Below are 23816 nucleotides of genomic sequence, written 5' to 3'. Positions count from 1 at the left end.
GGCGAGTTGGACCGCGGTTCACCGCCCGTGGTAAGAGAAATGACGTGTCCCGTACCCGCCTCCGTCGCCGAGCCGTCGCGTTCCGTCGCCGCGACGAACGCGCCGTGCGAGTCCGGTGACCGTCTCGCGAGCGGTGAACCGGTTGCTCCGGCCGGGCGCGGTCGCCACCGCGGCGGCGCCGCGGGCGGGGGCCGCCGAGTACCGGCACGATCTGGACGGGCTGCGCGGCGTGGCGATAGCGCTGGTCGTCGCGTTCCACATCTGGTTCGGCCGGGTGTCGGGCGGGGTGGACGTATTCCTGGTGCTGTCGGGGTACTTCTTCACGGGCTCGCTGCTGCGCGGCGTGGCGGCCACCGGCACGGTCCGCGTCGTGCGCACGGCGCGCAGGCTGGCACGAAGGTTGCTGCCCGCCCTGGTGACGCTGTTGGCGGCCGTGATCGTGGCGACCGTGCTGCTGCGCCCGTTCACCCAGTGGGGCGAGATGGCGGCGCAGACGCTGGCGTCGCTGCTGTACTACCAGAACTGGTATCTGGCGTTGTCCTGGTCGGACTACCTCGCCGCCGATCCGTCGGTGAGCCCGTTGCAGCACTTGTGGTCGATGGCGGTGCAGACGCAGTTCTACCTGCTCGCGCTCGTCGCCGTGGCGGCGGTCGCACGCCTGTGCCTGCGTTTCGCCCGTCCCGGCGCGGTGCCCCCGGTCCTGGCGATCCTGCTCGGCATCGGCGCGGTGGCCTCGTTCCTCTACGCCGCGCACGGCGCCGCGGCCCATCAGGGCTGGAACTACTACGACAGCTTCGCCCGCGCCTGGGAACTCTTCGCCGGGGCACTGCTGGCCATCGTCGCCCCCTTGCTGTCGCCGCCACGCTCGGCGCGGGTCGCGGCGGCGGTCCTCGGCGCGGTCGCGGTGCTCACCTGCGGTTGGCTGATCGACGGCGCCGATCGGTTCCCCGGTCCGGCCGCGCTGGTACCCGTCGGCGCCACGGTTGCGCTCATCGTCGCGGGCGGCGATCTCGCCGCCGCCCAGCAGCCGCTGCCCAACCGGCTGCTCGGCGCGCCCGCCATGGTGCGTCTCGGCGAGCTGTCCTACGCGCTGTATCTGTGGCATTGGCCGATCCTGATCTTCGTGCTGGCGCGCACCGGAGCCGCGACCGCGGGGCTGGGCGTCGGCCTGGGTGTCATCGGGGCGTCGCTGGTGCTCGCCTATCTGACGAACCGGTTCGTCGAGGAGCCGCTGCGGATGCGGTCGGGCCGTCCGGTCGCGCAGCCGCCCGCCCGCGCCGTCCGCACCGGCCGGTTGGTCGCGGCGCTCGGTGTCGCGGTGCTGGCGGTGGCGGTCGGCGAGCAGGTCGCGACAAGGGCGAATCCGCCGCGGGCGGTGGCCGTGCTCGATCCAGGGCACTATCCCGGCGCGGAAGCGCTGGTCAACGGCGCGAGTACGCCCGAGGCACCGATGCGGCCGAGCGTGTACGAAGCGCCCGCCGACGCCGCCTACCCCTCGCGCGACGGCTGCATCGCGGACTGGGACACCCGCGACGTCGTCACCTGCACCTATGGTGACGCGGACGCGCAGCGCACCATCGCGGTGGTGGGCAGCTCGCACGCCGAGCACTGGGTGCCCGCGCTCGATCTGCTCGCCCGTGAGCACGCCTTCCGGGTCGAGGTGTACCTGAAGATGGGCTGCCCGCTGACGGTGGCGGCGGAACCGATGTACAAGGGTGAGGCGAATCCGGACTGCCGCGACTGGTCCGTGGAGGTGATCGACCGCCTCGGCCTCCAACGCCCGGAGTGGGTCTTCACGACGGCGACCCGGCCTCGCGACGGCGCGGGCGACGAGACCCCGCCCGACTATCCAGAAGTCTGGACCCGGCTGGCCGATCGTGGACTCAATGTGCTCGCCATCCGCGATACGCCGTGGCTGCGCCGCGACGGCGTGCGGTATCGGGCCATCGATTGCCTGGCCCAGCACGGCGACCGGATCAGTTGCGGGATGCCACGCGCCGCCGCGCTGGACGAGGTGAACCCGGCGCTGGAGTTCGCCGCCTCGTTCCCCAACGTTTTTCCGCTGGATCTGTCCGACGCGCTGTGTGAACGCGACGTCTGCGCGGTCAGCGAGGGCAACGTCCTCATCTATCACGACGAGCACCACCTCACGGCCAGCTATTCGCGGTCGCTGGCGCCGGAACTGGGCAGGCACTTGTCGCCGATCCTCGGCTGGTGGTGAGAGCGCGAACGGATCAGTTCAGCCGCAACATGTCCGGCCAGGCGCGCGACCACGGCACGAGCGGTTGCGCGCAGCGCCAGACGGTGACGCCCCGGGTGACTCCCGGATATCCGAGCCGGGCGTCGACCTGCCCGGCCGCGCTCACCTGGGCGCAGTGCGCGCGCACGTCGGTCTCGGCGCCGCCTACCCACAGCACCGTCGTCGCCGTGTCCGGCGGGGTGCCGAAGTAGCCGAAACCGCGATTGGGGCTATAGCTGGCGGGCAGACCATAGGACGCGCGGGCGAGGTCCAAAGCGCTTGCCTGCCAATAGGAATCGGCGATCACCACGGCCGAGGCCCGCTCGTGCTCCGGCAGCGCCGCGTAGGCCGCCGCCGTCCCGGCCGCGAGTTCCGACCAGCCGAACCGCCCGTAGATCGCGATCTCGAATCCCGCCTGAGCCTGGGTGTCGACCGGCTCGATGTCGGACTCCGGACGCAAGGGCAGCGAGAAGACAACCGCGGCAACGGACAACGCGGCCACCGCAGCGGTGAGCAGCAGGCGCGAGCGCCGCCGGTTCTCCATCCACCGCACCGCACCGACCGCGATCAGCGCTCCGTAGCAGCCCGCCGCGTAATACGGCCGTCCGCCGGTCACGATGAAGATCACGGCCAGGACCACCGGCATCAGCCCGAGAAACCGGTAAGGCCGCAGACTTTCGGCGCGCAGCAGCGCCCACACTCCATACACCAGCAGCAGTCCGCCGATCACACCGGCGGAGGCGAGGGCCAGCGGCAGCCAGCTGTAGCGCCCGCCGATCGTGGCTTGTTCCGCGGCGACCACCCCACCCAGACGCAGCTGCGGCCAGTCACGTTCCGCCTGCCACACGAGGCTGGGCGCCGACGTGACGACGACGATCGCGCCGCCCCACCACAGGGCGGGGCGGCGCAGCAGCTCGCGGGGTCCGTAGATCGCCACCCCGATCGCGAGCGCGATCCAGAAGAATGGGATCAGCCACTTCACCTGCATGTCCACGGCGGTGACCAGCGCAGCGGCCAGCAGCAAGCCGTCGCGGCGGGTGCGCACCCAGCGAATCACCAGCCAGCTCACCACCACCCACAACGCCGTGTCGATCGTGTTCGTGGCCAGCAAAGTACCCTGCACCAGCAGGAACGGTGAGGTGGCGTAGGCTGCGGCGGCCAGCACCTGCGCCGGCCGGTCGCCCCCGAACTCCCTGGCGATCTGGGCGGTCAGCACCACCGCGGCCACCGTGACGAGCACGGCCGGAAGACGCAGCGCCACCAGCGAATCCGGGGCGAGCAGATCCATCGCCCGCGCGATCGCGGGCAGCAACGGTCCCTGATCGGCGTAACCGACCGTGAGCCTGCGGCCCGCCGCGACGAAATACAGTTCGTCGCCGAAGAATCCGTACCGCCCGATCGAGGCCAGCAGCGCCACGGCGGCCGATGCCGCCACCGCCGCGACCCCGCCGAAGGCGAACGGGGGCAACGGTTCGGCGTGATCATCCGGGCGCCGCCGGCCGCCCAGTACTTCAGTCATCCTTATCCCTTCCGGGTGGCCGCGTCGAACAGCCTGCACAGGTGCGACGCATACGCGTCCATCGCGAAATCCGGTTCCCGTACCGCCCGCCCGGCCGCGCCGTCGATGGCGTCACGAATGGACTTGGCCATCAACAGCGGGTCGAACTCGCCGAACTCGCCGCCGCGCTGCCCTTCGGCGAGGATGTCGGCCAGGGGCGCGATGATGTCGCGCTCGCCGTCGGCGGAGCTGAACTTGGGGTTGCCGTCCGCGTCCCGCAGATTGGTCACCACCTCGACCAGAGCCGCCACGTACGTGGTGTTGGCGTCGATGAAGCCGAGATTCGATTCGAGATAGGCCAGCAGGCCTGCGCGCGGTCCGGCCGCCGCGGCGACCCGCGGCGCGATGTACTCCGCGGCCGAGACGTACAGCTGCACCACCAACTGCGTCATCAGATCGTCTTTGCCCTCGAAGTGGTAGGAGATGACGCCTTTGGAGATGCCCGCGCGCTCGGCGATCCGCGCCAGTGAAGCATTCGCGTACCCGCCCTCGGAGATCACCTCGACGGCGGCGGCGATGATCTGCCGCCGCCGCGCCTCCTCGATGAACGACCTCCGCTGGCCGCCCGTGCTACTTTCTGGCCGCATGGTCAAAATTTAGCACGGACGGCCAGGCGCGGTACGTCAGCTGGCCGCGGCCCTGGCGGCGTCGAACGGCGCGCGGTCGCAGACGATCCGGATATAGGTGATGCGACCGTCGACCACCGTGTGCCACTCCGCACCCGGCGCGTGTGCGACCGGAACCGTCGTGGTGTCGTACATCAGCAGCGCGGTGCGGTCGTCACCGAACGACGCGAGCAACGTCGCGCCGGTCAGGATCCGGCTGAACGGTTCGAGGAATTCGCGGAAGGCCGCGGCTCCGACGATCCGCCCGGCGGGCGCGTCGCAGACGATCTCCTCGGCGACATAGGTCATCGCCGCGGCGAAGTCGTGCCCGGTCCAGGCGTGGTAGAACGCCAGCGAGGTCCCGAGGGCGGTTCGGTCCGACATGATGTCTCCTTCCAGTAGGCATCGGCGCGTCGCCGTGCTGTAGGTAGTGACACCGCGAACGGCCGCGAGGGAACGCGCCGTGTGGAAGAGCCCGCGAACTGGCAACATCGGCGGCGTGCGGCAGAGCATCCTGGAACGGGCGCGGGCGGGCGACGAGACGGCGTTTCGCGCCCTCACCGACCCGTACCGGCGCGAACTGGAGCTGCATTGCTACCGGCTGCTCGGCTCGCTGACCGACGCGGAGGACATGCTCCAGGAGACCTTGCTGGCGGCCTGGCGCGGCTTGCCCGGGTTCCAGCAGCGGTCCTCGCTACGCTCCTGGCTCTACCGCATCGCCACCAATCGCTGCCTCAACGCGTTGCGCGACGCCCGTCGCCGCCTCCCACCGGAGCCGGTGCCGCCGTTCGCGCCGCCCGAACCCACCCGCAGGGACGGAATCCGCTGGTTGCAGCCGTACCCGCTCGGCGAAGCCGAGCTCGCCGATACCGCGCCCGGCCCGGAAGCCCGCTACGCGGCCGCCGAAGCCGTCGAACTCGCCTTCGTCATGGGGTTGCAGCGGCTGCCGCCCCGGCAAGCCGCGTGCCTCGTGCTGCGCGACGTGCTCGGCTTCCCGGTCGCCGAAGTGGCCGAACTGCTCGGCGTCACGCCCGTCGCGGTCAAGGGGAACCTGCAACGCGCACGAGCATCGCTGGACCGCCATCGCGGGCACCGCGTCCCGCGGCAGGCCACACCCGACGAGCACGACCTCGCCCGCCGCTTCGCCGTGGCCTACCTCGCGGGCGACATCGACGGTGTCGTCGCACTGCTCACCGATGACGCCTGGCTGTCGATGCCCCCAGCGCCGCACGAGTACCAGGGCCGCGCCGCGATCGCGGCGTTCCTGTCGGCCTCCTTCGCCTACCGCGGCGCACGCCGCGCCCACCTGCTGCCGACGCACGCCAACGGGCTGCCCGCGTTCGGCACCTATCTCGACGACTCGTTCCGGCCGGTCGCCACCCCGGCCGGCCTGCTCGTGCTCGCCTCCGCCGGCGACCGCATCAGCGCAATCACCCGCTTCCATCTCGACGCCCTCTATCCCCGGTTCGGGCTTCCCCCGCAGCTGGCGACCGGCCCGTCACCGGCATGACCCGCACCCGGGCAGCGAAAGGGCCGCGCCTCCGGAGAGACGCGGCCCTTCGTGGCCGGCGCGACCTTACAGGTACTGGCCGGTGTTCGACTCGGTGTCGATGGCGCGGCTGGCGCTGGCGTTCTTGCCGGTGACCAGCGTGCGGATGTAGACGATCCGCTCGCCCTTCTTGCCGGAGATGCGTGCCCAGTCGTCCGGATTCGTCGTGTTGGGCAGATCCTCGTTCTCGGAGAACTCGTCCACGATCGAATCGTAGAGATGCTGGATGCGCAGACCGGGGCTGCCCGTGTCGAGCACCGACTTGATCGCGTACTTCTTGGAGCGGTCCACGATGTTCTGGATCATGGCGCCGGAGTTGAAGTCCTTGAAGTACAGGACCTCCTTGTCACCGTTGGCGTAGGTGACCTCCAGGAAGCGGTTGTCCTCGCTCTCGGCGTACATCCGGTCGACGACGCGTTCGATCATGGCGTTGATGCACAAGACCTTGTCGCCGCCGAACTCGGCCAGATCGTCGTCGTGCAGCGGCAGGTCCTCGGTGAGGTACTTCGAGAAGATGTCCTGCGCCGACTCCGCGTCCGGACGCTCGATCTTGATCTTCACATCCAGGCGGCCCGGCCGCAGGATCGCCGGATCGATCATGTCCTCACGGTTGGAGGCGCCGATCACGATGACGTTCTCCAAGCCCTCGACACCGTCGATCTCCGACAGCAGCTGCGGCACCACCGTGGTCTCGACGTCCGAGGAGACGCCGGAGCCGCGGGTGCGGAAGATCGAGTCCATCTCGTCGAAGAACACGATCACCGGCGTGCCCTCGGAGGCCTTCTCCCTGGCCCGCTGGAAGATGATCCTGATGTGGCGCTCGGTCTCGCCCACGAACTTGTTGAGCAGCTCGGGGCCCTTGATGTTCAGGAAGTACGACTTGGCTTCCTTGGCATCCTCACCGCGCGCCTCGGCGATCTTCTTGGCCAGCGAGTTGGCCACCGCCTTGGCGATGAGCGTCTTACCGCAGCCGGGCGGACCGTAGAGCAGCACGCCCTTCGGCGGACGCAGCGCGTACTCGCGGAACAGGTCCTTGTGCAGGAACGGCAGCTCCACCGCGTCGCGGATCTGCTCGATCTGCCTGCCGAGACCGCCGATGTCGCTGTAGTCGACGTCGGGCACCTCTTCCAGCACGAGATCCTCGACCTCGGCCTTGGGGATGCGCTCGAAGGCGAATCCGGCCTTCGTGTCCACCAGCAGCGAGTCGCCCGGCCGCAGCTTGCGGATGGGGGAATCGGGATCGTCCAGATCGTCCATCTCGGCGACCTTCGCCAGCGGGCCCGCCAGCCACACCACGCGCTCCTCGTCGGCATGGCCGACGACCAGGGCGCGACGCCCGTCGTCGAGGATCTCCCGGAGGGTGCCGATCTCGCCGACCGCGTCGTAGTGCCCGGCCTCGACGACCGTGAGCGCCTCGTTGAGGCGGACGGTCTGACCGTATTCGAGCGTCGAGGTCTCGATGTTCGGTGAACACGTCAACCGCATCTTGCGACCCGAAGTGAACACGTCGACCGTCTGATCGTCGTACACACCGATCAGAATGCCGTATCCGCTCGGCGGCTGACCCAGCCGATCGACCTCCTCGCGGAGCGCGACCAGTTGCTGGCGCGCTTCCTTGAGTGTGTCCATCAGCTTCGTGTTGCGAATGGTCAGCGAATCGATGCGGGCTTCCAATTCCCGTGTGCGATCCGGCGAGTCGGCGAGTTGCCTTCGGAGTGCAGCCGCCTCGGCGCGTACCGCCTCGAGCTCTCTCCAGGCCGCCGAATCCGAATTCTCGATGGGGCTCATGTGCTGCTCCTCCCAGTCCCGGTCTATCAACGCTACCGGGCGCGACCCGTTCTCGCTTTCCGACATGGTTTCGTGGTGATCACATCTGGGCCGCGATCGGCGGCCGGACCACCATGTTAGCCTGCCCTAACCCGACCATGGCGAGCGTGCTCGCCGCCGAGCCGAAAGGTTGCCGACCATGCTCCTTCCCGCGAGAACCTTGCGTCTTTCCCTTGTCACCGCCGCGGCGGCGGTGGCCATTTCCGGCGCGGTGGCGGCGTGCGGCTCCGACGACGACTCCACCGGCGCGGCGAGCTCGGCCACCACCAGCGCCGCCGCGTCGGGTACCCACGATCACTCCGCCCATGCGACCGGTGCGCCGACCGCCGAGACCCTGCAGGCCGTGCTGGTGAAGCTCGCCGATCCGACTGTACCCACCGCGGAGAAGACCGAGCTGATCGTCGACGGTGAGAAGCGCACGGCGAACATCGACCAGATGAACAAGGGCCTGCAGGGTTACGCGCTCACCTTCGCCGTCGCCGACATCACCACCCAGGGCAACACCGCGAACGCCCAGGTGACCATCACCTCCCCGCACGGCTCCGCGCCAGCCGTGCCGCTGAGCTGGGAGAACGTCGACGGCACCTGGAAGCTGTCGGACGCAAGCGGCTGTCTGCTGCTCGGCTTCGCGCAGGCGCCCTGCGTCCCGGCCTGAGTCGCGCCGAGCGGCCACGCCCTTTCGCCCGCCCGGCCGCGCTCAGCCCTTCGACGGCCTGCGCTGCGGCTTGGGCGTGACGGTGCCCTCGGCCAGCCTGCGGGCGCTGACCAGGAAGGCGGTGTGGCCCTGCATGCGATGTTCGGGCCGCACCGCGAGGCCGACCACGTGCCACGGCCGCACCAGCGACTCCCAGGAGCGCGGCTCGGTCCAGCACTCCTGCTCGCGCAGCGCTTCGACCACCTTCGACAGCTGGGTGACGGTGGCGACATAGACGATCAGCACGCCGCCCGGCACCAGCGCCTTGGACACCGCCGGTAGCGCGTCCCACGGCGCGAGCATGTCCAGCACGGCGCGATCGACCGGCTCCCCGGTGTAGCCGGCCACGTCGCCCACGGTCAGCGACCAGTTCGCCGGCCGCTCGCCGAAGAACGTCTCGACGTTGCGGATCGCGTGCTCGGCGTGATCGTCGCGGATCTCGTAGGACACCACCTGCCCCTGCGGACCCACTGCCCGCAGCAGCGAGCAGGTCAGCGCACCGGATCCGGCGCCGGCTTCCAGCACGCGCGCGCCGGGGAACATGTCGCCCTCGTGCACGATCTGCGCGGCGTCCTTCGGATAGATGACCGCGGCGCCGCGCGGCATGGACAGCACGTAGTCGATCAGCAGCGGACGCAGCGCGAGGTAGGGCGTGCCGTTGGTGGAATGCACCACGCTGCCCTCGTCGGCGCCGATCAGGCTGTCGTGCTTGATTCCGCCGCGATGGGTGTGGAATTCCTTGCCCGGCTCCAAGACCACCGTGTACAGGCGCCCTTTGGCATCGGTCAGCTGCACCCGGTCACCGATGGTGAATGGCCCGGTCCGTCTGGCCGTCATGAATCTCCGTCCCGCTCGTTGGGTTCCGTGCTGTCCGGCACCGGAGTGTCGGTGCCGCCGGATAGCCTGCCAGGTATGTGCTCGCCCGTGTCCACGCCCCCTGCCGACGACGCGCGGACCTCCCAGCCCGATGCGACGGCCCGCCGCGCCAGGCCCGCGCTGTCGCCCTCCCGGGCAATGGATTTCAAGCAGTGTCCGCTGAAATACCGGTTCCGCGCGATCGATCGGATACCGGAGCGGCCGTCGGTGCACGCGGTGCGCGGCACGGTGGTGCACGCGGTGCTGGAGGATCTCTACGGGCTGCCCGCCGCCGAGCGGGTGCCCGAGCGCGCCGAGGCCCTGGTGCCGTCGTCCTGGGCGCGGGTGCACGCGCAACAGCCGGAGGTGGCGGAACTGATCGCAGCCGGGCAACTCGAGGCGTTCCTCGACGAGGTGCGCGCACTGGTGCGGCGGTACTACCGGCTGGAGGATCCGACCCGGTTCGATCCGGAATCGCGGGAAGCGCGGGTCGAGGTGGAACTGGCCGACGGCGCGCCGCTGCGCGGATTCGTCGACCGGATCGACATCGCGCCGAACGGTGCCCTGCGCGTCGTGGACTACAAGACCGGCCGAGTACCCGGACCGACGCAAGAGACCAAGGCGCTGTTCCAGCTGAAGTTCTACGCGCTGGTGGTGCTGCGCACCCGCGGCCTCGTGCCCGCCCAGCTACGGCTGATCTACCTGGCCGACGAGCAGATCCTCACCTACGCCCCCGATGAGCAGGAGTTGCTGCGCTTCGAACGCACGCTTTCGGCGCTGTGGGCGGCCATCCTCGAGGCGGGGCGCACCGGGGACTTCCAGCCGAACACCGGCTGGTTGTGCTCCTACTGCGACTACAAGCCACTGTGCCCGGCGTTCGGCGGCACGCCACCGCCCTATCCCGGCTGGCCGCGCGAGGGCGTCACCGAATCCCCGGACGAGACCCTCGCCGAAGCCGTCTCGGACTGACGTTCTAGTGGCCCAGAGCGGTCACAGGAAGTCCGATGAGGTCCCGCGCTCGCCGAGCAGGAGAACCGCCACGATCAGGACCGCGACCAGAACCGCGTCACCCGCGACGATCAACAGATCGCGAATGCGCGTCTACGCCGCGCCGTTCCCGGAGGCACCGTCGTCCGCCGGGGCGCTCGCTCGCAGACCCGGCTCCGCCGCGGCCTTCTGGTCGTCGATCCTGTCCGGCACGACCGACAGCCTTCCCGGTGAGCCCGGTGGTTTCGAACCGACCCGCGAAACCGGCCGGTGAACGTTTCTCCAACGGCGGGCCGCCCGCTACCGGAGTCCAGGAGCGAGCGACACCGCGTGCCCAGGTTTCGGTTGCGTATCCACCGCAGCCGGCTTCAGGCGGTGAAATCGCGGAACAGCAGCACCGAGAGCCCGAGCCCCACCGCGAGATTCACGACCGCGGCCGATCCGAACACCACGACCGGCCGCCAGCCCGCTTCCCGCAGCCCGCGCAGCGAGAACTCCAGGCCGATGGAGACGAACGCGAAGATCAGGAACCAGGTGCGCAGATCGTTGACGATCGCGATGTGCGCCGCGCCGGACTTCTTGTCCACCGCCTGCAGGTACAGCGTGCCGATGATCGATGCGGCGACGAAGCCGAGCACGAACTTCGGGAACCGCTCCCAGAACTGGCGCGGCGACGGCCGCACCGCACCGGGCGTGCGCTCGACACGCAACGTGAAGTACGCGGTCAGCGCGATGGCGACCACGCCGATCAGCGCGTTCTGCGTGGTCTTGACGATCGTGGCGATCTGCAGCGCCTTCTCCCCCGCGATCGCGCCCGAGGCCGCGACCGCCGCCGTGGTGTCTATATTGCCGCCGATCCAGGCGCCCGCGACCTCGTCCGAGAGCCCGAGCACCTCCGCCAGCCAGGGCAGCAGGAAGATCGACGGCAGCGCGAAGACGATCACCAGCGAGGCCGCGTAGGCGATCTGCTCGCGCCGCGCCTGCACCGCGCCCGCCGCGGCGATGGCCGCGCTGACACCGCAGATCGACACCGCCGAGGACAGCAGCGCGCGCAGCTTGTCGTCCAGCCCGAGACGTCCGCCCAGCCACCAGGTGAAACCGAACACGGTGGTGATCAGCAGCAGCGCTTGCAGGATCGACGGGCCCGCCGCGGTGACCAGCACCTTCAGGTTGATCGATGCGCCGAGCAGCACCACGCCGGTCTTGATGAAGAACTCGGTGCGGAAGCCCGCCGAAAGCCGGTCCCGCAGTCCGAGTTTGCTCAGTACGAGATTGCCGAGCAGGCCGAGGGCGATGGCGTACACCGGGAATTCGATCGACTTGGCGACCCGCTGGAACGGGGTGTCCACCGACCACCGCGGGACGTGTGTCTCGAAGTAGCGGGTGAGAGCGCCCAGTACCAGCACGACCGCGACACCGGCGACGATGGCCGCGATGGTCGGCCGGGACGTCGCCTGCACCGCCTCGGTCTCCGACGAGGGCAGCCCGGACGGCGCGTCGGCCGCAGATCGGTTGTCGGCCAGCGTCTCCGGTTCCTTCGCCGCTCCGGCTCCGGTCTCGGCCATCACGGCACCAGCCAATCCGGAATCGCGCCGAGCAGGACCAGCGCGATCAAGACCAGCCCGGCGATCGCCGCCAGCCAGTCCTCGTTCCAGGTGAATGTGCTGCCCGACTGCTCCTCGGGTGGTGACTGTGACACGGGGGCTCCTTGCGTTTCCTCATCGAGAGGCCGCACGGTAGCAACCCCCGGTCACAGCGCACACCGATTGCGCTCAGCCTGAACGGATCAGGCGGATCGGGCGAATCCGGCGTTCAGAATGCCCGGCAGGAGCGGATGTCCGTGGCCAGGATGGCTTTCGCGCCCAGATCTGCCAGCTTGTCCATCAGCTCGTTGCTCTGCTTGCGCGGAACCATCGCGCGCACCGCCACCCATCCGGTGTCGGCCAGCGGCGCCACGGTCGGCGACTCCAGCCCGGGGGTGATCACGACCGCCTCGTCGAGCAGGTTCTTCGGGCAGTCGTAGTCGAGCATGACGTACTGCTGGGCGAACACCACGCCCTGGATCCTGGCGACGAGCTGATTGCGCGCCCGGTCGCCGCGATCGGCGTCCTCGCGCTCGACCAGCACGCCCTCGGAGTCGCACAGCGATTCACCGAACGCGACCAGGTTGTGCTGGCGCAGCGTGCGCCCCGAGCCGACCACGTCGGCGATGGCGTCGGCGACGCCGAGCTGGATGGAGATCTCCACCGCGCCGTCGAGGCGGATCACCTCGGCCTCGATGCCGCGGCGGCGCAGATCAGCGAGCACCAGGTTCGGGTAGGACGTCGCGATGCGCTTGTCACGCAGGTCGTCGACCTTCCATTCGCGTCCGGCCGGGGCCGCGTAGCGGAAGGTGGAGCGGCCGAAGCCGAGCGCGAGCCGTTCCTGCACCGGCGCGCCGGAGTCGAGGGCCAGATCACGTCCGGTGATGCCGAGATCCAGTTCGCCGGAACCGACGTAGATCGCGATGTCCTTGGGCCGCAGGAAGAAGAACTCGACCTGATTGGCCGGGTCCAGCACGGTGAGGTCGCGCGAATCGGTGCGCTTGCGGTATCCCGCCTCCGCGAGGATCGAGACGGCGGATTCGGAGAGGGCGCCTTTGTTGGGGACTGCGACGCGCAGCATGGAGGGAGTCCTTTCGGGAGGTGTAACGGGTGTCGGACGTGCCGTCACAGATGTCGGTACACGTCCTCGAGCTTCAGCCCGCGACCCACCATCAGCACCTGCACCCAATACAGCAGCTGGGAGATCTCCTCGGCGAGCGACTCGTCGCTCTCGTGTTCGGCGGCCAGCCACACCTCGCCGGCCTCTTCGAGCACCTTCTTACCCTGGGTATGCACGCCTGCGTCCAGCGCGGCAACGGTTCCGGACCCCTCGGGGCGGTTGACCGCACGATCCTGCAGCTCGGCGAACAGGGATTCGAAGTTCTTCACGATGAGCCATTGTTTCAGACCCGGATGCGGGCCTGTTGCTCCGGCCCACGAAGGCCGGTGAAGGCAACCGCCCGGTGCGCCCGCCCCTTGCCGTGGCGGGCGCACCGGGCGGAGAACGCTAGTTTCCGGCGAGCAGCGCCTGCAGATCGGCGACGGCCGTGCGGAGGTGGTCGGCGAAGGCGTACATCTGGTCGGCGACCGGTTTCGGGGTGGCGAGGTAGAGATTCCAGCGGTCCGGCAGCAGGACGTAGGCGATGCCGATGCAGCGGGAGCTGGTGGAGCCGAAGCCGAAGTAACGGATGTTGACCGACGGCGCCGAGCTGGTGCTCAGGTAGTCGTCCCGCATGATCGTCCAGCCGGGGCTGTCGTAGAGCGGGATCGGGTCGGTGACGCCCAGTTCCGCGCCGCGGCGCCGCTGGATCCACTGCAACTCCCACAGGTGCTGCTCGGGCGCGTCCCCGGCCTGGCACTGCTTGGCCCGCTCCACGTGCGCGGCCGCGGCGGTGCGCGCCGCGGCGAGCTTCGCCTCGGCGCTCGCGTCCTGGTCCTGCATCGCGTCCACGAAGGCGATCATCTCCGGGGTGATCACCCGCATGGCCTCGGTGCGGCCGTTGCGGTACTGCCTGGTGGCGATGGACTCGTAGGTCGCGCCGGTGAGCCCCTTGCTGCGCCGGTGGGCCAACTGGTAGCTCAGCTGCGCGAACGCGTCCGGCGAGATGCCCAGCTGCTTGGCCTTGGCGGTGCCGAAATCCGGGAACGACACCGTCTGGGTGGCGTTCGCCGCCGCGTACTGGGCGAAGGCCGCGCCCGCCGCGGCGATATCGCTGCGCTGTGCCTCGTCCAGCACGAACTCGACCGCCTCCACCGCGGGCAGCCCCTGCGCCTGCGCGCCGGAGTGGGCGGCGTGCTCCTGCACCGTGGTCTCCAGCAGGGTGTCCACGAACGACAGGATGGTGGTGCCGTCCAGCCCGCAGTGCTCGACGTTGATGCCGGCCTGTCCGTCGGCGAAGACGATGAAGGACACCGACTTGTCGAACCACCGGTTCGCGCTGTCGCCGTGCAGCAGCTCGTCGCAGGCGTGCAGCTCGTCGCGCGGAGCGAAGTCCTCCAGGCAGACGGCGAACAGTGCGGTCTCAATGGTGTCCAGCGCCGCCGCGTTCGCCGGCTCGGCCAGCAGCCGCTGCCTGCTCTGCGCCCATTCCGCGCGAGCCTTGGTGGTGAGGTGCCCCACGGCGGTGTCGGTGCGTGCCGGGCGCGCGCCCGCCTTCAGCACCGCGCGCAGCCCGTCGGCGAGATCCTCCGGCGAGTACGGCGCTCCGTCCGGACCGATCACGTCCATCCGGAACGTGCTGCCGTGGAAGAACACCACGATGTGCCGGGCCTGCGACGGGCCCGGCCATTCCGCGCTGTAGGGCACGCGCACCGTGTCCTGCTCCACGCCGGGGATCCTGGTCTCGGAGAACAGGTACTTGTTCTGCCACATGGACAGTTGCTGCCCGCGCTGGGTCACCGGCGGGATGGCCTCCCGGTCGAGCGCCAGCTTGTAGTCGACGGCGGCGGAGATGATGCCCGCCGCACGGTCCACCTGGGTCGCGGCGGTGGACGCGGCCAGTGGGGTGTCGTCCTGGAACAGGAAGAAGAAGTTCGCGTTCAGGGCGATCCGGTCGCGCCTGCCCAGATACCGCGACGGCCAGAACAGGTCGAGCCAGCTGCCGACGCCGGGCGTCGCGTCGTACTCCGCGAGCGCCGCGTGCAGCGTGCGCCCCGGCCCGTCGGGCCGCAGCAGGTCGTCGACCGCGGCCCGGGTGGCCGCGATCTCGTCGGCGGTCAGCAGCGGCTCGCACCACTGCAGGAACCGGCTACAGCTGTCCTCCAGCGTCGGCAGGGGCACCCGGGGTAGGTGGTCGTCGGCGGCGAAGGTGCGTTCGGTCAATGCGAGTCCTCGGTGTCGGCGTGATGTTTCGGCAGCGGCCTGGAGACATACAGGTTGGCATACAGCCAGCCCTGATCTTCCCGGCCGGTCGTGTCGATCCCGTTGGCGGACAGGGTGTTCAGCACCTGCGCCTGTTCGGCCGCGGAGGCGAACCGGCGTTGCTGGTACAACCCCGGCGCCTGCTCGGTCCGGTAGCCGAGCGCGGCGAGTTCCGCCTCGATCGGTGCGAAGTCGAACATGCGCAGTACGAAGTGTGCCATCCACGGCCGCCTGCGCGGGTGCGCGGTGGCCACTCGGGTCAAAGTCTTCTCGGTGATGTAGCCGACGCAGCCGGTGGAGACGACCACATCGGCGGTCGCCAGCAGGGCGCGCTGCTCGTCGGTCGGTTCGCCGGACTCCAGGTCGGCGTGTACCGCCTCGTGCAGGAGCCCGGCCTCGCGCGCGTACTCGAGGGCCGGGCGCGCGGCGTCCATCCCGATGAAGCGGACGTCCTCGGCCTCGGCCCGCGCCGCGACGCGGGCTCGATCGCGCCGGATCAGATCGGCGCGGTCGGCGTCCGCGGCGGCGTAGTGCTCGGCCAGCTCGCCGATGGTGGTGTCCAGACGCAGCAGCGCGGCGTTGACGCCGTAGGAGCACCCGAGATCGAGCACGGTCGGCACGCCGACCCGGGCGGAGGCGCGGAACTCCCGGATCTGCTGCTGGAAGAGCGGTTTCGCCAGTTCCGGAATGCGGTAGTCCAGTTCGGACATGCGCGCGTAGTAAGCGCGTGGATCCGGGCGGACGTAGATATCGTCGAAAGACGCTTTCCCGGTGGTGTCTAACGGCACTGGCACTGTCGGTCCTCTCGGGTCGAGCTCGGTCAGTCGAGCCGTTCGGCTCAGTCGAGCAGTCGATCGCCCCGGACGGCGTCGGCCGCGGCGGCTAGGTGGTCGGGTAGCACGCGGCCGAACAACTGCCGGGTGCGTTCCACCGTGCCGACCATCCCGGGACGATCGGTGTAGGCGAAAATGGCCGAATGGCGCTGGCGCGCACCGCCGACGGGTGAGACGCGGTGCAACGAGAAGCGACCCTGGAACAGCTGCAGGTCGCCCGGACGCAGTTCGAGCCGCTGGACGAATCGTTCGCCGGTGCCGGTGAGCACGGCGCGGACGTCGTCGAGATGTTCCGCCTCGGGTGTGCGGATATTGGGGCAGTACTCGAAGACGCCACCGTCCTCGGCGGGCTGGGTGAGCATCGAGACGGTGAATTCGTTGGTGTCGAAATGCCAGGGATGCGACATTCCCGGCGCGACGACGTTGAGGCACAGTCCCGCCAGGGGATCGGCGAACTCGTGCAGTTCGGACAGGCCGAAGCAGTCGGCGACGAAGCGCTGGAACAGTTCGTCGGTGTAGAGCCGGTGGATCAGCGCGTCGGCGGGAATGCGGTCACGGGGGACGAAGGCGTTGCCCCGTTCCAGCACGATCCGGCCGGGGTGGTCCTGCGGCAGGTCGGCGTCCAGGGGAATGTTGTAGGCGTTGACCCGCTCGACCTCGTAGTGCGCGTGCGGGGCCATCAGCTCGCCCTGCGCCCGCAGGGTTTCGGTCAGTTCGGGACGGATGAATCCACGTAGCACCGTGCAACCGGTCTCGGCCAGCTCGGCACGGGCGCGCCGGATCGCTTCCCGCAGCGCGGGTCCTTCCGGGTCCGCCAGGGGATATTGTGCGGTATCAACGATCTCGTCGAGGACGCCCAACGCTGCCATGGCGTCATTTTGGTGGAGCGCTCGCCGACACGCCCGGGATTCGGCGAGATTGCCGGTGATCACGGTCACACCTATCATCTGCGCGCACACCCGTTGCGGCACAGTAACTCTCGACGAACTCAGGGGGCGGCGCGATCACCCTGTCGACTCAACCCCGCACGCGCAGAGCGTGTTCGAGATCCGCGACGGTCAGTCCGATCAGCGAATCCCGGAACACCCGCCGCGGCGCGTCCGGCACGGGGATCTCGCACGGGACGACCAGCACGGCGCAACCCGCCGCCTGCGCCGCACGCGCACCGGTCGGCGAATCCTCCACTGCCACACACTGCCTCGGATCGAGCCCGAGCAGCCCGGCGGCGCGCAGGTAGACGTCCGGCTCCGGCTTGCCGTGCGCCACCTCGTCGCCGCAGACCGAGACGTCGAAGAAGTCACGCCCCAGCGTGTCCAGACCGAACTCCGTGAGCGACCGCTTGGTATTGGTGACGAGCGCGCTGGACAACCCCGCGGCACGCACCATGGCGAGCGCGTCTTTCGCACCCGGCCGCCACGGGATGGGGCCGGTCATCAATTCGGTCACCCGCCGCTCCAGGAACTTCCCCGCCGCACGCAGCGAATCGGGGGTCGGCTCGATGCCGAGACCGGTGAACATGATCCGCAGCGCGTTCGGGCCGGACGCCCCGATCAGCGCGTGCCGGATCGCGTCGGTCATCTCGTGGCCGTGCTCGCGCGCCAGCTCCCGCACCGCGACGTCCCAGAGCTTCTCCGAGTCGAGCAGCGTGCCGTCCATGTCCCAGAGCACTCCAGCCAGTCGCGCTGTCACGTTTCGGTCCTTCTCCTAGATCATGTCCACGGTTACGGGCACGGCTCGGCCCCGGCCGCCGAAGCGGCGGACGAACGTACCGAACCCGTGCCATCGAAGGTCTGCCACCGGGCACCCGGCCGACCTCTGGACTTCACCCCTAGGTGCCCGATGCGGCGATCTGCAGTTTGGCACTGTCGCCGACGACCTCGATCCAGCGGTTCTCGGAGGTCGTCGTGCCGTTCTTCAGGGTATAGGTCAGCGCGACCACCGCCCGGTTCGCACCGTTCTGCGTGACCGAGCCCACGCGCACCGACCGAATCGTGCCCCAGAAGTTCACGTAGGAGTCGTAACCGGTCTGCGCCTGGTATCCGGGTGCGAGCTGGGTCCACGCGCCGGACACGTTGGCGGGCAGCATGCCGTAGTAGCCCTGGATGAACGAGGCGATCCGGTCGGATGTCGGCGCGGACGGGGTGGTCGTCGCGGTGGCGGTCGGGCCGGTCGTGGTCGGGGCCGGGCTGGAGGTGGTGGGCTGCGGCGTGCTGCTGGGCGGCGGAGTGGTGGTGTTCGGGACAGGGTTCGTCGTCGGCGCCGGCGCGGTGGCTCCCGGGGCCGGCGGAGGCGGTGGGACGCCCACGGACGTGGCCGCGGGCCCCGGCACGGCCCCGGAGGTGGGCGCTGGGGAAGCCGAAGCCTGCGGCGGGGTTTGGGCGGGAGCTTGTGCCGGGGCCTGTCGTGGCTCCGGGCCGGCCGCGCCGGACGGTGCCACCGTGTTCTCGGGCGCCACGGCAGCCGGAGGCGCCACCGAGGACGTCGGCGCGGCGTCACCCTCGCCGTCCGCTCTGGTCAGCGTCGCGATGACGGCGACCAGGATCAGCACCGCGACCACCGCGGCGGCTTCCACGGCGATCAGCCGGCCGCGCTGCCGGACGCGCAGAACGCCCGGCAACGTCGCCACCAGCCCGGCCGCTCGCTTAGGCGCCGGCGGTGGCGTAACGGGTTGCGGCGCGGACCTACCCGGCACGATCGCGGTGACTCCGGTCTCGTCCTGCCGCTCCGGCGAAACCGTGGCGGCTCGGTTCGGCAGGACGGTCGTCGCGGCGGCAGCCGTTCCCGGCGCGGGGATCACCTTCGTCACCGGCGCGGGCACCTGGGGATCCCGTCCCGCCGCAACGGCTTCCAGGGCCTCTTTCGCCTCGCGCATGGTCGGACGGTCGGCGACGGACGGGGCGAGCAGGTACATCAGCACCGGCCCCAGCGCGCCCGCGCCCTCCGGCGCCGGGATCTCGGCCTGCGCGACCGCGTGCAGCAGGGCGAGCGGGTTGTCCCCCTCGCCGAAGGGCGGGGTGCCCTGCACCGCCGCGTACAGCGTGGAACCGAGCGCGAAGACGTCCGACGCCGGTTCCGGGTCCTCGCCGCGGGCGACCTCGGGTGAGAGATAGGCCGGTGTCCCGGCGAGGAAGCCGGTGGCCGTGACCGTCACGTCGCCGACCGCCCTGGAGATGCCGAAATCGGTGATCTTGACCGTGCCGTCGTCGGCGACCAGCAGGTTCGCCGGCTTCACGTCCCGGTGCATGATCCCCGCGTCGTGCGCGGCGGCCAAGGCGCTCGCCGCCTGCGCGCCGATCCGCGCGACCTCGAGCGGCGGCAGCGTGCGATCGCCCGACAGTTTGGTCGCCAGGCTCGGCGCGTCCATGTACTCCATGACCAGCCAGGGCTGGCCGTCGTCCTCGGCCACGTCGAACACGGTGATGGCGTTCGGGTGGTGCAGCCGCGCGGCGATCCGCCCTTCCCGCATCGCACGCCGTTTCGCCTCCAGCGCAGCCGATCCGGTGAGTCCTGGACCGAGCAGCACCTGTTTGACCGCGACGGTGCGCTGCAGCCGGACGTCGGTGGCCCGCCAGACCACACCCATGGCGCCGGTGCCGATCGGATCCGTGAGCCGATACCGTCCCGCGATCAGTCGATCCGCCGTCATGGTGGTGTGCCTCTCCTACTTGCGCGCCTAGCCGTTCCGCACTCCACGCGCAAGCCGGGAGGGACTCCGAAAGCGTACGCGCCGAGGTGCTTTGCACCACTGAGCAGTGACGCGAACGCATCCGCCGACTGCCCCGGATGCAGTTACAACGCCTTCGACAATGGCACATCCACCCGACAGACATCCACCTCCCCACGCCGGCACCGGTGATCTCGCAGGTCAGCAGCGCGCGCCCACCCACGATGACGCGCCGACGAGCGCGCCGGGCGGTGCGTGACGCAGCATCCGGCCAGGTAGCGAAGGCCCTTGACCCGAGAGCATTTCGCTATGACCGGCAGGCCAAGGCTTACGCGTTGAAGTACTTCGCCTCCGGATGCAGCAGGACGAAGGCGTCCGTGGACTGCTCCGGATGCAGCTGCAGCTCCTCGGAGAGTTCGACGCCGATGCGACCGGCCTCGAGCAGGTCGACCAGTTTGGCGCGGTCCTCCAACTCCGGGCAGGCGCCGTAGCCGAAGGAGTACCGCGCGCCGCGATAGCCGAGCTTGAAGTACTCCTGCACGTCCGCCGGGTCGGAGTCGGCGACCGCGTGGCCGTCGAGGACGAGTTCCTCACGGATGCGGCGGTGCCAGTACTCGGCGAGCGCCTCGGTGAGCTGGACGCCGATGCCGTGCACCTCGAGGTAGTCGCGGTAGCTGTCGCCCGCGAACAGCTCGTTGGCGAAGTCGGCGATCGGCTGACCCATCGTGACCAGCTGGAACGGCAGCACATCCACCTGGCCGGTCGTTCGGGCGTAGTCCCGCGAACGGATGAAGTCGGCGATGCACAGGAACCGGTCGCGCTGCTGACGCGGGAAGGTGAACCGGTGCCGTTCCGGCGCGTCGGGGTCCGGTTCGGTGAGCACGATGACGTCATCGCCTTCGGACACCGCGGGGAAGTAGCCGTACACCACCGCGGCATGCTGCAACACGCCCTCGGTGCTCAACCGGTCCAGCCAGGCGCGCAGCCGCGGCCTGCCCTCGGTCTCCACCAATTCCTCGTAGCCGGGTCCGTCGCCGCCGCGCTGCCCACGCAGGCCCCACTGCCCCAGGAACAGCGCCCGCTCGTCCAGCAGGCCCGAATACTCGTGCACCGCGAGGCCTTTCACCACGCGGGTGCCCCAGAACGGCGGTACCGGCACGGGCAGGTCGGCCGCGACGTCGGAGCGCTCCGGCACCACGACGGGCACCTCGGCCGCCCGGCGTTCCGCGGCGATCCGCTTGGAGCGCTCGTGGCGCGCTTTGCGCTCGGCCGCCTTCTCCCGCTCGGCGATGGCCTCGGGGCTGTCCGGGTCGAGGTCGCCGCCGCGCTTACGGGTCATGATGTCGTCCATCAGCCGCAGTCCCTCGAACGCGTCGCGCGCGTAGTGCACGTCGCCCTCGTAGACGTCGGCCAGGTCGTTCTCCACGTAGGAGCGGGTGAGCGCCGCACCGCCGAGCAGCACCGGGAACTGATCGGCCACGCCTTTGGCGTTGAGCTCCTCGAGGTTCTCCTTCATCACCACGGTCGACTTGACCAGCAGCCCGGACATGCCGATGACGTCGGCCTTCTTGTCCACCGCGGCGTCCAGGATGGTGCCGATCGGCTGTTTGATGCCGAGGTTGACCACTTCGTAGCCGTTGTTCGACAGGATGATGTCGACCAGGTTCTTGCCGATGTCGTGCACGTCGCCCTTCACCGTGGCCAGCACGATGCGGCCCTTGCCGCTGTCGTCGGTGGCCTCCATGTGCGGCTCGAGGTAGGCGACGGCGGCCTTCATCACCTCGGCGGACTGCAACACGAACGGCAGCTGCATCTGTCCTGACCCGAACAGCTCGCCGACCGTCTTCATCCCGGCGAGCAGGGTCTCGTTGATGATCTGCAGCGGCGGCACCTCGGTCATCGCCGCGTCCAGGTCGGCTTCCATCCCGGCGCGTTCACCGTCGACGATGCGCCGCTCCAGCCGCTCGAACAGCGGAAGCGCGGCCAGTTCCTCCGCACGCGAGGCCTTCGACGAGGAGGTGGACACGCCTTCGAACAGGGCCATCAGTTTCTGCAGCGGGTCGTAACCCTCCGCGCGGCGGTCGTACACCAGATCCAGCGCGACCTCCCGCTGTTCCTCCGGAATGCGGCTGATCGGCAGGATCTTGGAGGCGTGCACGATCGCGGAATCCAGACCGGCCTGGACGCATTCGTGCATGAAGACCGAATTGAGCACCTGCCGGGCGGCCGGATTGAGGCCGAAGGAGATATTGGACAGGCCCAAAGTGGTCTGCACCCGAGGATGGCGGCGCTTGAGCTCGCGGATGGCCTCGATGGTCTCCAGCCCGTCGCGGCGCGACTCCTCCTGGCCGGTGCCGAGGGTGAAGGTGAGCGTGTCGATGATGATGTCGCTCTCCGCCAGCCCCCAGTTGCCGGTGATGTCGGCGATCAGCCGTTCGGCGATCTCCACCTTCTTCGCCGCGGTGCGGGCCTGGCCCTCCTCATCGATGGTCAGCGCGACCACCGCCGCGCCGTGCTCGGCCACCAGGCGCATGGTCTGCTGGAAACGCGAATCGGGACCGGCGCCGTCCTCGTAGTTCACCGAGTTGACCGCGCACCGCCCGCCGAGGTGTTCCAGCCCGGCCCGCAGCACCGGGGTCTCGGTGGAGTCGAGCATGATCGGCAACGTCGAGGCGGTGGCCAGCCTGCTCGCCAGCTCCGCCATGTCGCGGGTGCCGTCGCGGCCGACGTAGTCGACGCACAGGTCGAGCATGTGCGCGCCGTCGCGGGTCTGGTCCTTGGCGATGTCCAGGCACTTCTGCCAGTCCCCGGCGAGCATGGCCTCGCGGAACGCTTTGGAACCGTTCGCGTTCGTCCGCTCGCCGATCATCAGCACCGAGGCGTCCTGCTCGAACGGCACCGCGGTGTACATGCTGGACACGCTCGGCTCGTGCACCGGCGCGCGCCGCTCGGCGATCGGCGGCAGGGTCGGCTCCACCTCGCGCACCGCGGCGGTGACCTGGCGGATGTGCTCGGGCGTGGTCCCGCAGCAGCCGCCGACCAGGGCGAGGCCGAACTCGGTGACGAACCCGCGCAGCGCCACGGCCAGTTCCTCGGGGGTGAGCGGGTAGACCGCCCCGTCGGCGCCGAGCACGGGCAGGCCGGCGTTCGGCATCACCGAGACCGGCACCTGCGCGTGCCGCGACAGGTGGCGCAGGTGCTCGCTCATCTCGTCCGGGCCGGTCGCGCAGTTCAGGCCGATCATGTCGATGCCGAGCGGTTCCAGCGCGGTCAGCGCCGCGCCGATCTCGCTGCCGACCAGCATGGTGCCGGTGGTCTCCACCGTGACGTGCGTGATGATCGGGATCCGGCGGCCCAGCTTCGCCATCGCGCGCTTGCTGCCGGTCACCGCCGCCTTGACCTGCAGCAGGTCCTGGCAGGTCTCGATGAGGATGGCGTCGGCGCCGCCGTCCAGCATGCCGAGGGCGGCCTCGGTGTAGGCGTCGCGCAGCGCGGCAAACGGGGCGTGACCGAGCGTGGGCAGCTTGGTGCCCGGCCCCATCGAGCCGAGCACATAGCGTGGCGTACCGTCGGAGGACGGCCCCATCTCGTCGGCGACCTCGCGGGCCAGCCTGGTGCCACGCTCGGAGAGGTCGCGGATCCGGTCGGCGATGTCGTAGTCGGCGAGGTTGGGCAGGTTGCAGCCGAAGGTGTTGGTCTCGACCGCGTCGGCGCCCGCTTCGAAGTAGGCGCGGTGGATACCGCGCAGCACGTCGGGGCGGGTGTCGTTGAGGATCTCGTTACAGCCCTCCAACCCGCGGAAATCGTCCAGGGTCAGATCGGCCGCTTGCAGCATGGTGCCCATCGCACCGTCGCCGATGACGACACGGCGGCGCAGCGTGTCGAGTAGCGTGGTGTCGAACTCGGCGGGGATGGACGCAGACATGCGCTCCAGCGTAGTGGGCGGGGCCGACGATCCAGGCCACGGCGTCGCGCCTCGGTGTCCTGGACCACACGCGCCGTGCGGCGCCGCCCTGTCCGCGCGCGGAAACACGCCACCCGGTCCGGCCGTCATACGACAC

At 69.8% G+C, this 23816-nt stretch carries 20 protein-coding genes; 5 read left to right on the top strand and 15 right to left on the bottom strand.

The window, feature by feature from the left end; genetic code table 11:
* The first annotated feature begins 115 nt into the window (after window positions 1–115).
* Window positions 116–2221, top strand: a complete 2106-nt coding sequence (locus tag ACWDMM_RS15230) for an acyltransferase family protein (RefSeq protein WP_449937881.1) — start codon at window positions 116–118, stop codon at window positions 2219–2221.
* 13 nt (window positions 2222–2234) lie between these two features.
* Here the strand turns inward: ACWDMM_RS15230 and ACWDMM_RS15225 are convergent, their stop codons facing one another.
* The 3 genes from ACWDMM_RS15225 to ACWDMM_RS15215 are packed head-to-tail and all read right to left on the bottom strand — an operon-like array spanning window position 2235 to window position 4786.
* Window positions 2235–3758, bottom strand: a complete 1524-nt coding sequence (locus ACWDMM_RS15225; protein WP_195080053.1) for a glycosyltransferase family 39 protein — start codon at window positions 3756–3758, stop codon at window positions 2235–2237.
* Window positions 3759–3760: 2 nt separating this feature from the next.
* Complete coding sequence (locus tag ACWDMM_RS15220) at window positions 3761–4384, bottom strand: TetR/AcrR family transcriptional regulator (protein ID WP_195080054.1); 624 nt, start codon at window positions 4382–4384, stop codon at window positions 3761–3763.
* A 36-nt stretch (window positions 4385–4420) separates the two neighbouring features.
* Window positions 4421–4786: a nuclear transport factor 2 family protein gene (locus ACWDMM_RS15215; protein WP_449937877.1), complete on the bottom strand. Its 366-nt coding sequence runs from the start codon at window positions 4784–4786 to the stop codon at window positions 4421–4423.
* Window positions 4787–4901: 115 nt separating this feature from the next.
* Here ACWDMM_RS15215 and ACWDMM_RS15210 point away from each other — a divergent pair, with 115 nt between their 5' ends.
* Window positions 4902–5912 (top strand): RNA polymerase subunit sigma-70, encoded by a 1011-nt coding sequence (locus ACWDMM_RS15210; RefSeq protein WP_195080056.1) that lies wholly within the window; start codon window positions 4902–4904, stop codon window positions 5910–5912.
* Between the two features lie 66 nt (window positions 5913–5978).
* Here ACWDMM_RS15210 and arc read toward each other — a convergent pair whose 3' ends face one another.
* Window positions 5979–7739: a proteasome ATPase gene (arc, locus tag ACWDMM_RS15205; protein WP_195080057.1), complete on the bottom strand. Its 1761-nt coding sequence runs from the start codon at window positions 7737–7739 to the stop codon at window positions 5979–5981.
* A 178-nt stretch (window positions 7740–7917) separates the two neighbouring features.
* Here arc and ACWDMM_RS15200 point away from each other — a divergent pair, with 178 nt between their 5' ends.
* Window positions 7918–8433, top strand: coding sequence for a hypothetical protein (locus ACWDMM_RS15200; protein ID WP_195080058.1), 516 nt, complete (start codon window positions 7918–7920; stop codon window positions 8431–8433).
* Between the two features lie 42 nt (window positions 8434–8475).
* On the opposite strand, the gene ACWDMM_RS15195 is transcribed toward ACWDMM_RS15200, so the two are convergent.
* A complete protein-coding gene (locus tag ACWDMM_RS15195; protein ID WP_195080059.1) occupies window positions 8476–9309 on the bottom strand; it encodes a tRNA (adenine-N1)-methyltransferase in 834 nt (277 codons plus the stop codon).
* A gap of 75 nt (window positions 9310–9384) precedes the next feature.
* On the opposite strand from ACWDMM_RS15195, the gene ACWDMM_RS15190 reads away from it, so the two are divergent.
* Together ACWDMM_RS15190 and ACWDMM_RS15185 are read left to right on the top strand one after the other, a co-directional pair.
* A complete protein-coding gene (locus ACWDMM_RS15190; protein ID WP_195080060.1) occupies window positions 9385–10296 on the top strand; it encodes a RecB family exonuclease in 912 nt (303 codons plus the stop codon).
* Window positions 10297–10420: 124 nt separating this feature from the next.
* Complete coding sequence (locus tag ACWDMM_RS15185) at window positions 10421–10588, top strand: hypothetical protein (protein WP_195080061.1); 168 nt, start codon at window positions 10421–10423, stop codon at window positions 10586–10588.
* A 94-nt stretch (window positions 10589–10682) separates the two neighbouring features.
* Here the strand turns inward: ACWDMM_RS15185 and ACWDMM_RS15180 are convergent, their stop codons facing one another.
* The 10 genes from ACWDMM_RS15180 to metH form a co-directional block, all read right to left on the bottom strand.
* A complete protein-coding gene (locus tag ACWDMM_RS15180) occupies window positions 10683–11879 on the bottom strand; it encodes a YeiH family protein (RefSeq protein ID WP_449937874.1) in 1197 nt (398 codons plus the stop codon).
* Window positions 11879–12013, bottom strand: coding sequence for a hypothetical protein (locus tag ACWDMM_RS15175; RefSeq protein ID WP_267468030.1), 135 nt, complete (start codon window positions 12011–12013; stop codon window positions 11879–11881). Before ACWDMM_RS15175 ends, ACWDMM_RS15180 begins: the two co-directional genes overlap by 1 nt.
* A gap of 113 nt (window positions 12014–12126) precedes the next feature.
* Entirely contained in the window at window positions 12127–12978 is an 852-nt protein-coding gene (gene hisG, locus ACWDMM_RS15170; protein WP_195080063.1) for an ATP phosphoribosyltransferase, read from the bottom strand.
* A gap of 44 nt (window positions 12979–13022) precedes the next feature.
* On the bottom strand, window positions 13023–13304 hold the full coding sequence (locus tag ACWDMM_RS15165; protein WP_174315390.1) for a phosphoribosyl-ATP diphosphatase: 282 nt from the start codon (window positions 13302–13304) through the stop codon (window positions 13023–13025).
* Between the two features lie 100 nt (window positions 13305–13404).
* Window positions 13405–15219 carry a choline/carnitine O-acyltransferase gene (locus ACWDMM_RS15160; RefSeq protein ID WP_195080064.1) on the bottom strand — a complete coding sequence of 605 codons (1815 nt, stop codon included), beginning with the start codon at window positions 15217–15219 and terminating at the stop codon, window positions 13405–13407.
* Window positions 15216–15968, bottom strand: a complete 753-nt coding sequence (locus ACWDMM_RS15155; protein WP_449937870.1) for a class I SAM-dependent methyltransferase — start codon at window positions 15966–15968, stop codon at window positions 15216–15218. Before ACWDMM_RS15155 ends, ACWDMM_RS15160 begins: the two co-directional genes overlap by 4 nt.
* Before the next feature lie 128 nt (window positions 15969–16096).
* A complete protein-coding gene (locus tag ACWDMM_RS15150; protein ID WP_195080066.1) occupies window positions 16097–16960 on the bottom strand; it encodes a HalD/BesD family halogenase in 864 nt (287 codons plus the stop codon).
* Between the two features lie 148 nt (window positions 16961–17108).
* Window positions 17109–17780 carry an HAD family hydrolase gene (locus ACWDMM_RS15145; protein WP_323123997.1) on the bottom strand — a complete coding sequence of 224 codons (672 nt, stop codon included), beginning with the start codon at window positions 17778–17780 and terminating at the stop codon, window positions 17109–17111.
* A 139-nt stretch (window positions 17781–17919) separates the two neighbouring features.
* Window positions 17920–19737 carry a protein kinase domain-containing protein gene (locus ACWDMM_RS15140; RefSeq protein WP_449937868.1) on the bottom strand — a complete coding sequence of 606 codons (1818 nt, stop codon included), beginning with the start codon at window positions 19735–19737 and terminating at the stop codon, window positions 17920–17922.
* A gap of 346 nt (window positions 19738–20083) precedes the next feature.
* A complete protein-coding gene (metH, locus tag ACWDMM_RS15135; RefSeq protein WP_195080068.1) occupies window positions 20084–23680 on the bottom strand; it encodes a methionine synthase in 3597 nt (1198 codons plus the stop codon).
* Window positions 23681–23816: the final 136 nt, after the last annotated feature.

The organism is Nocardia sp. NPDC003726 (assembly GCF_053586955.1).
The sequence above is the reverse complement of the archived record's forward strand: the minus strand, read 5'-3'. Positions and strand labels throughout refer to the sequence as shown.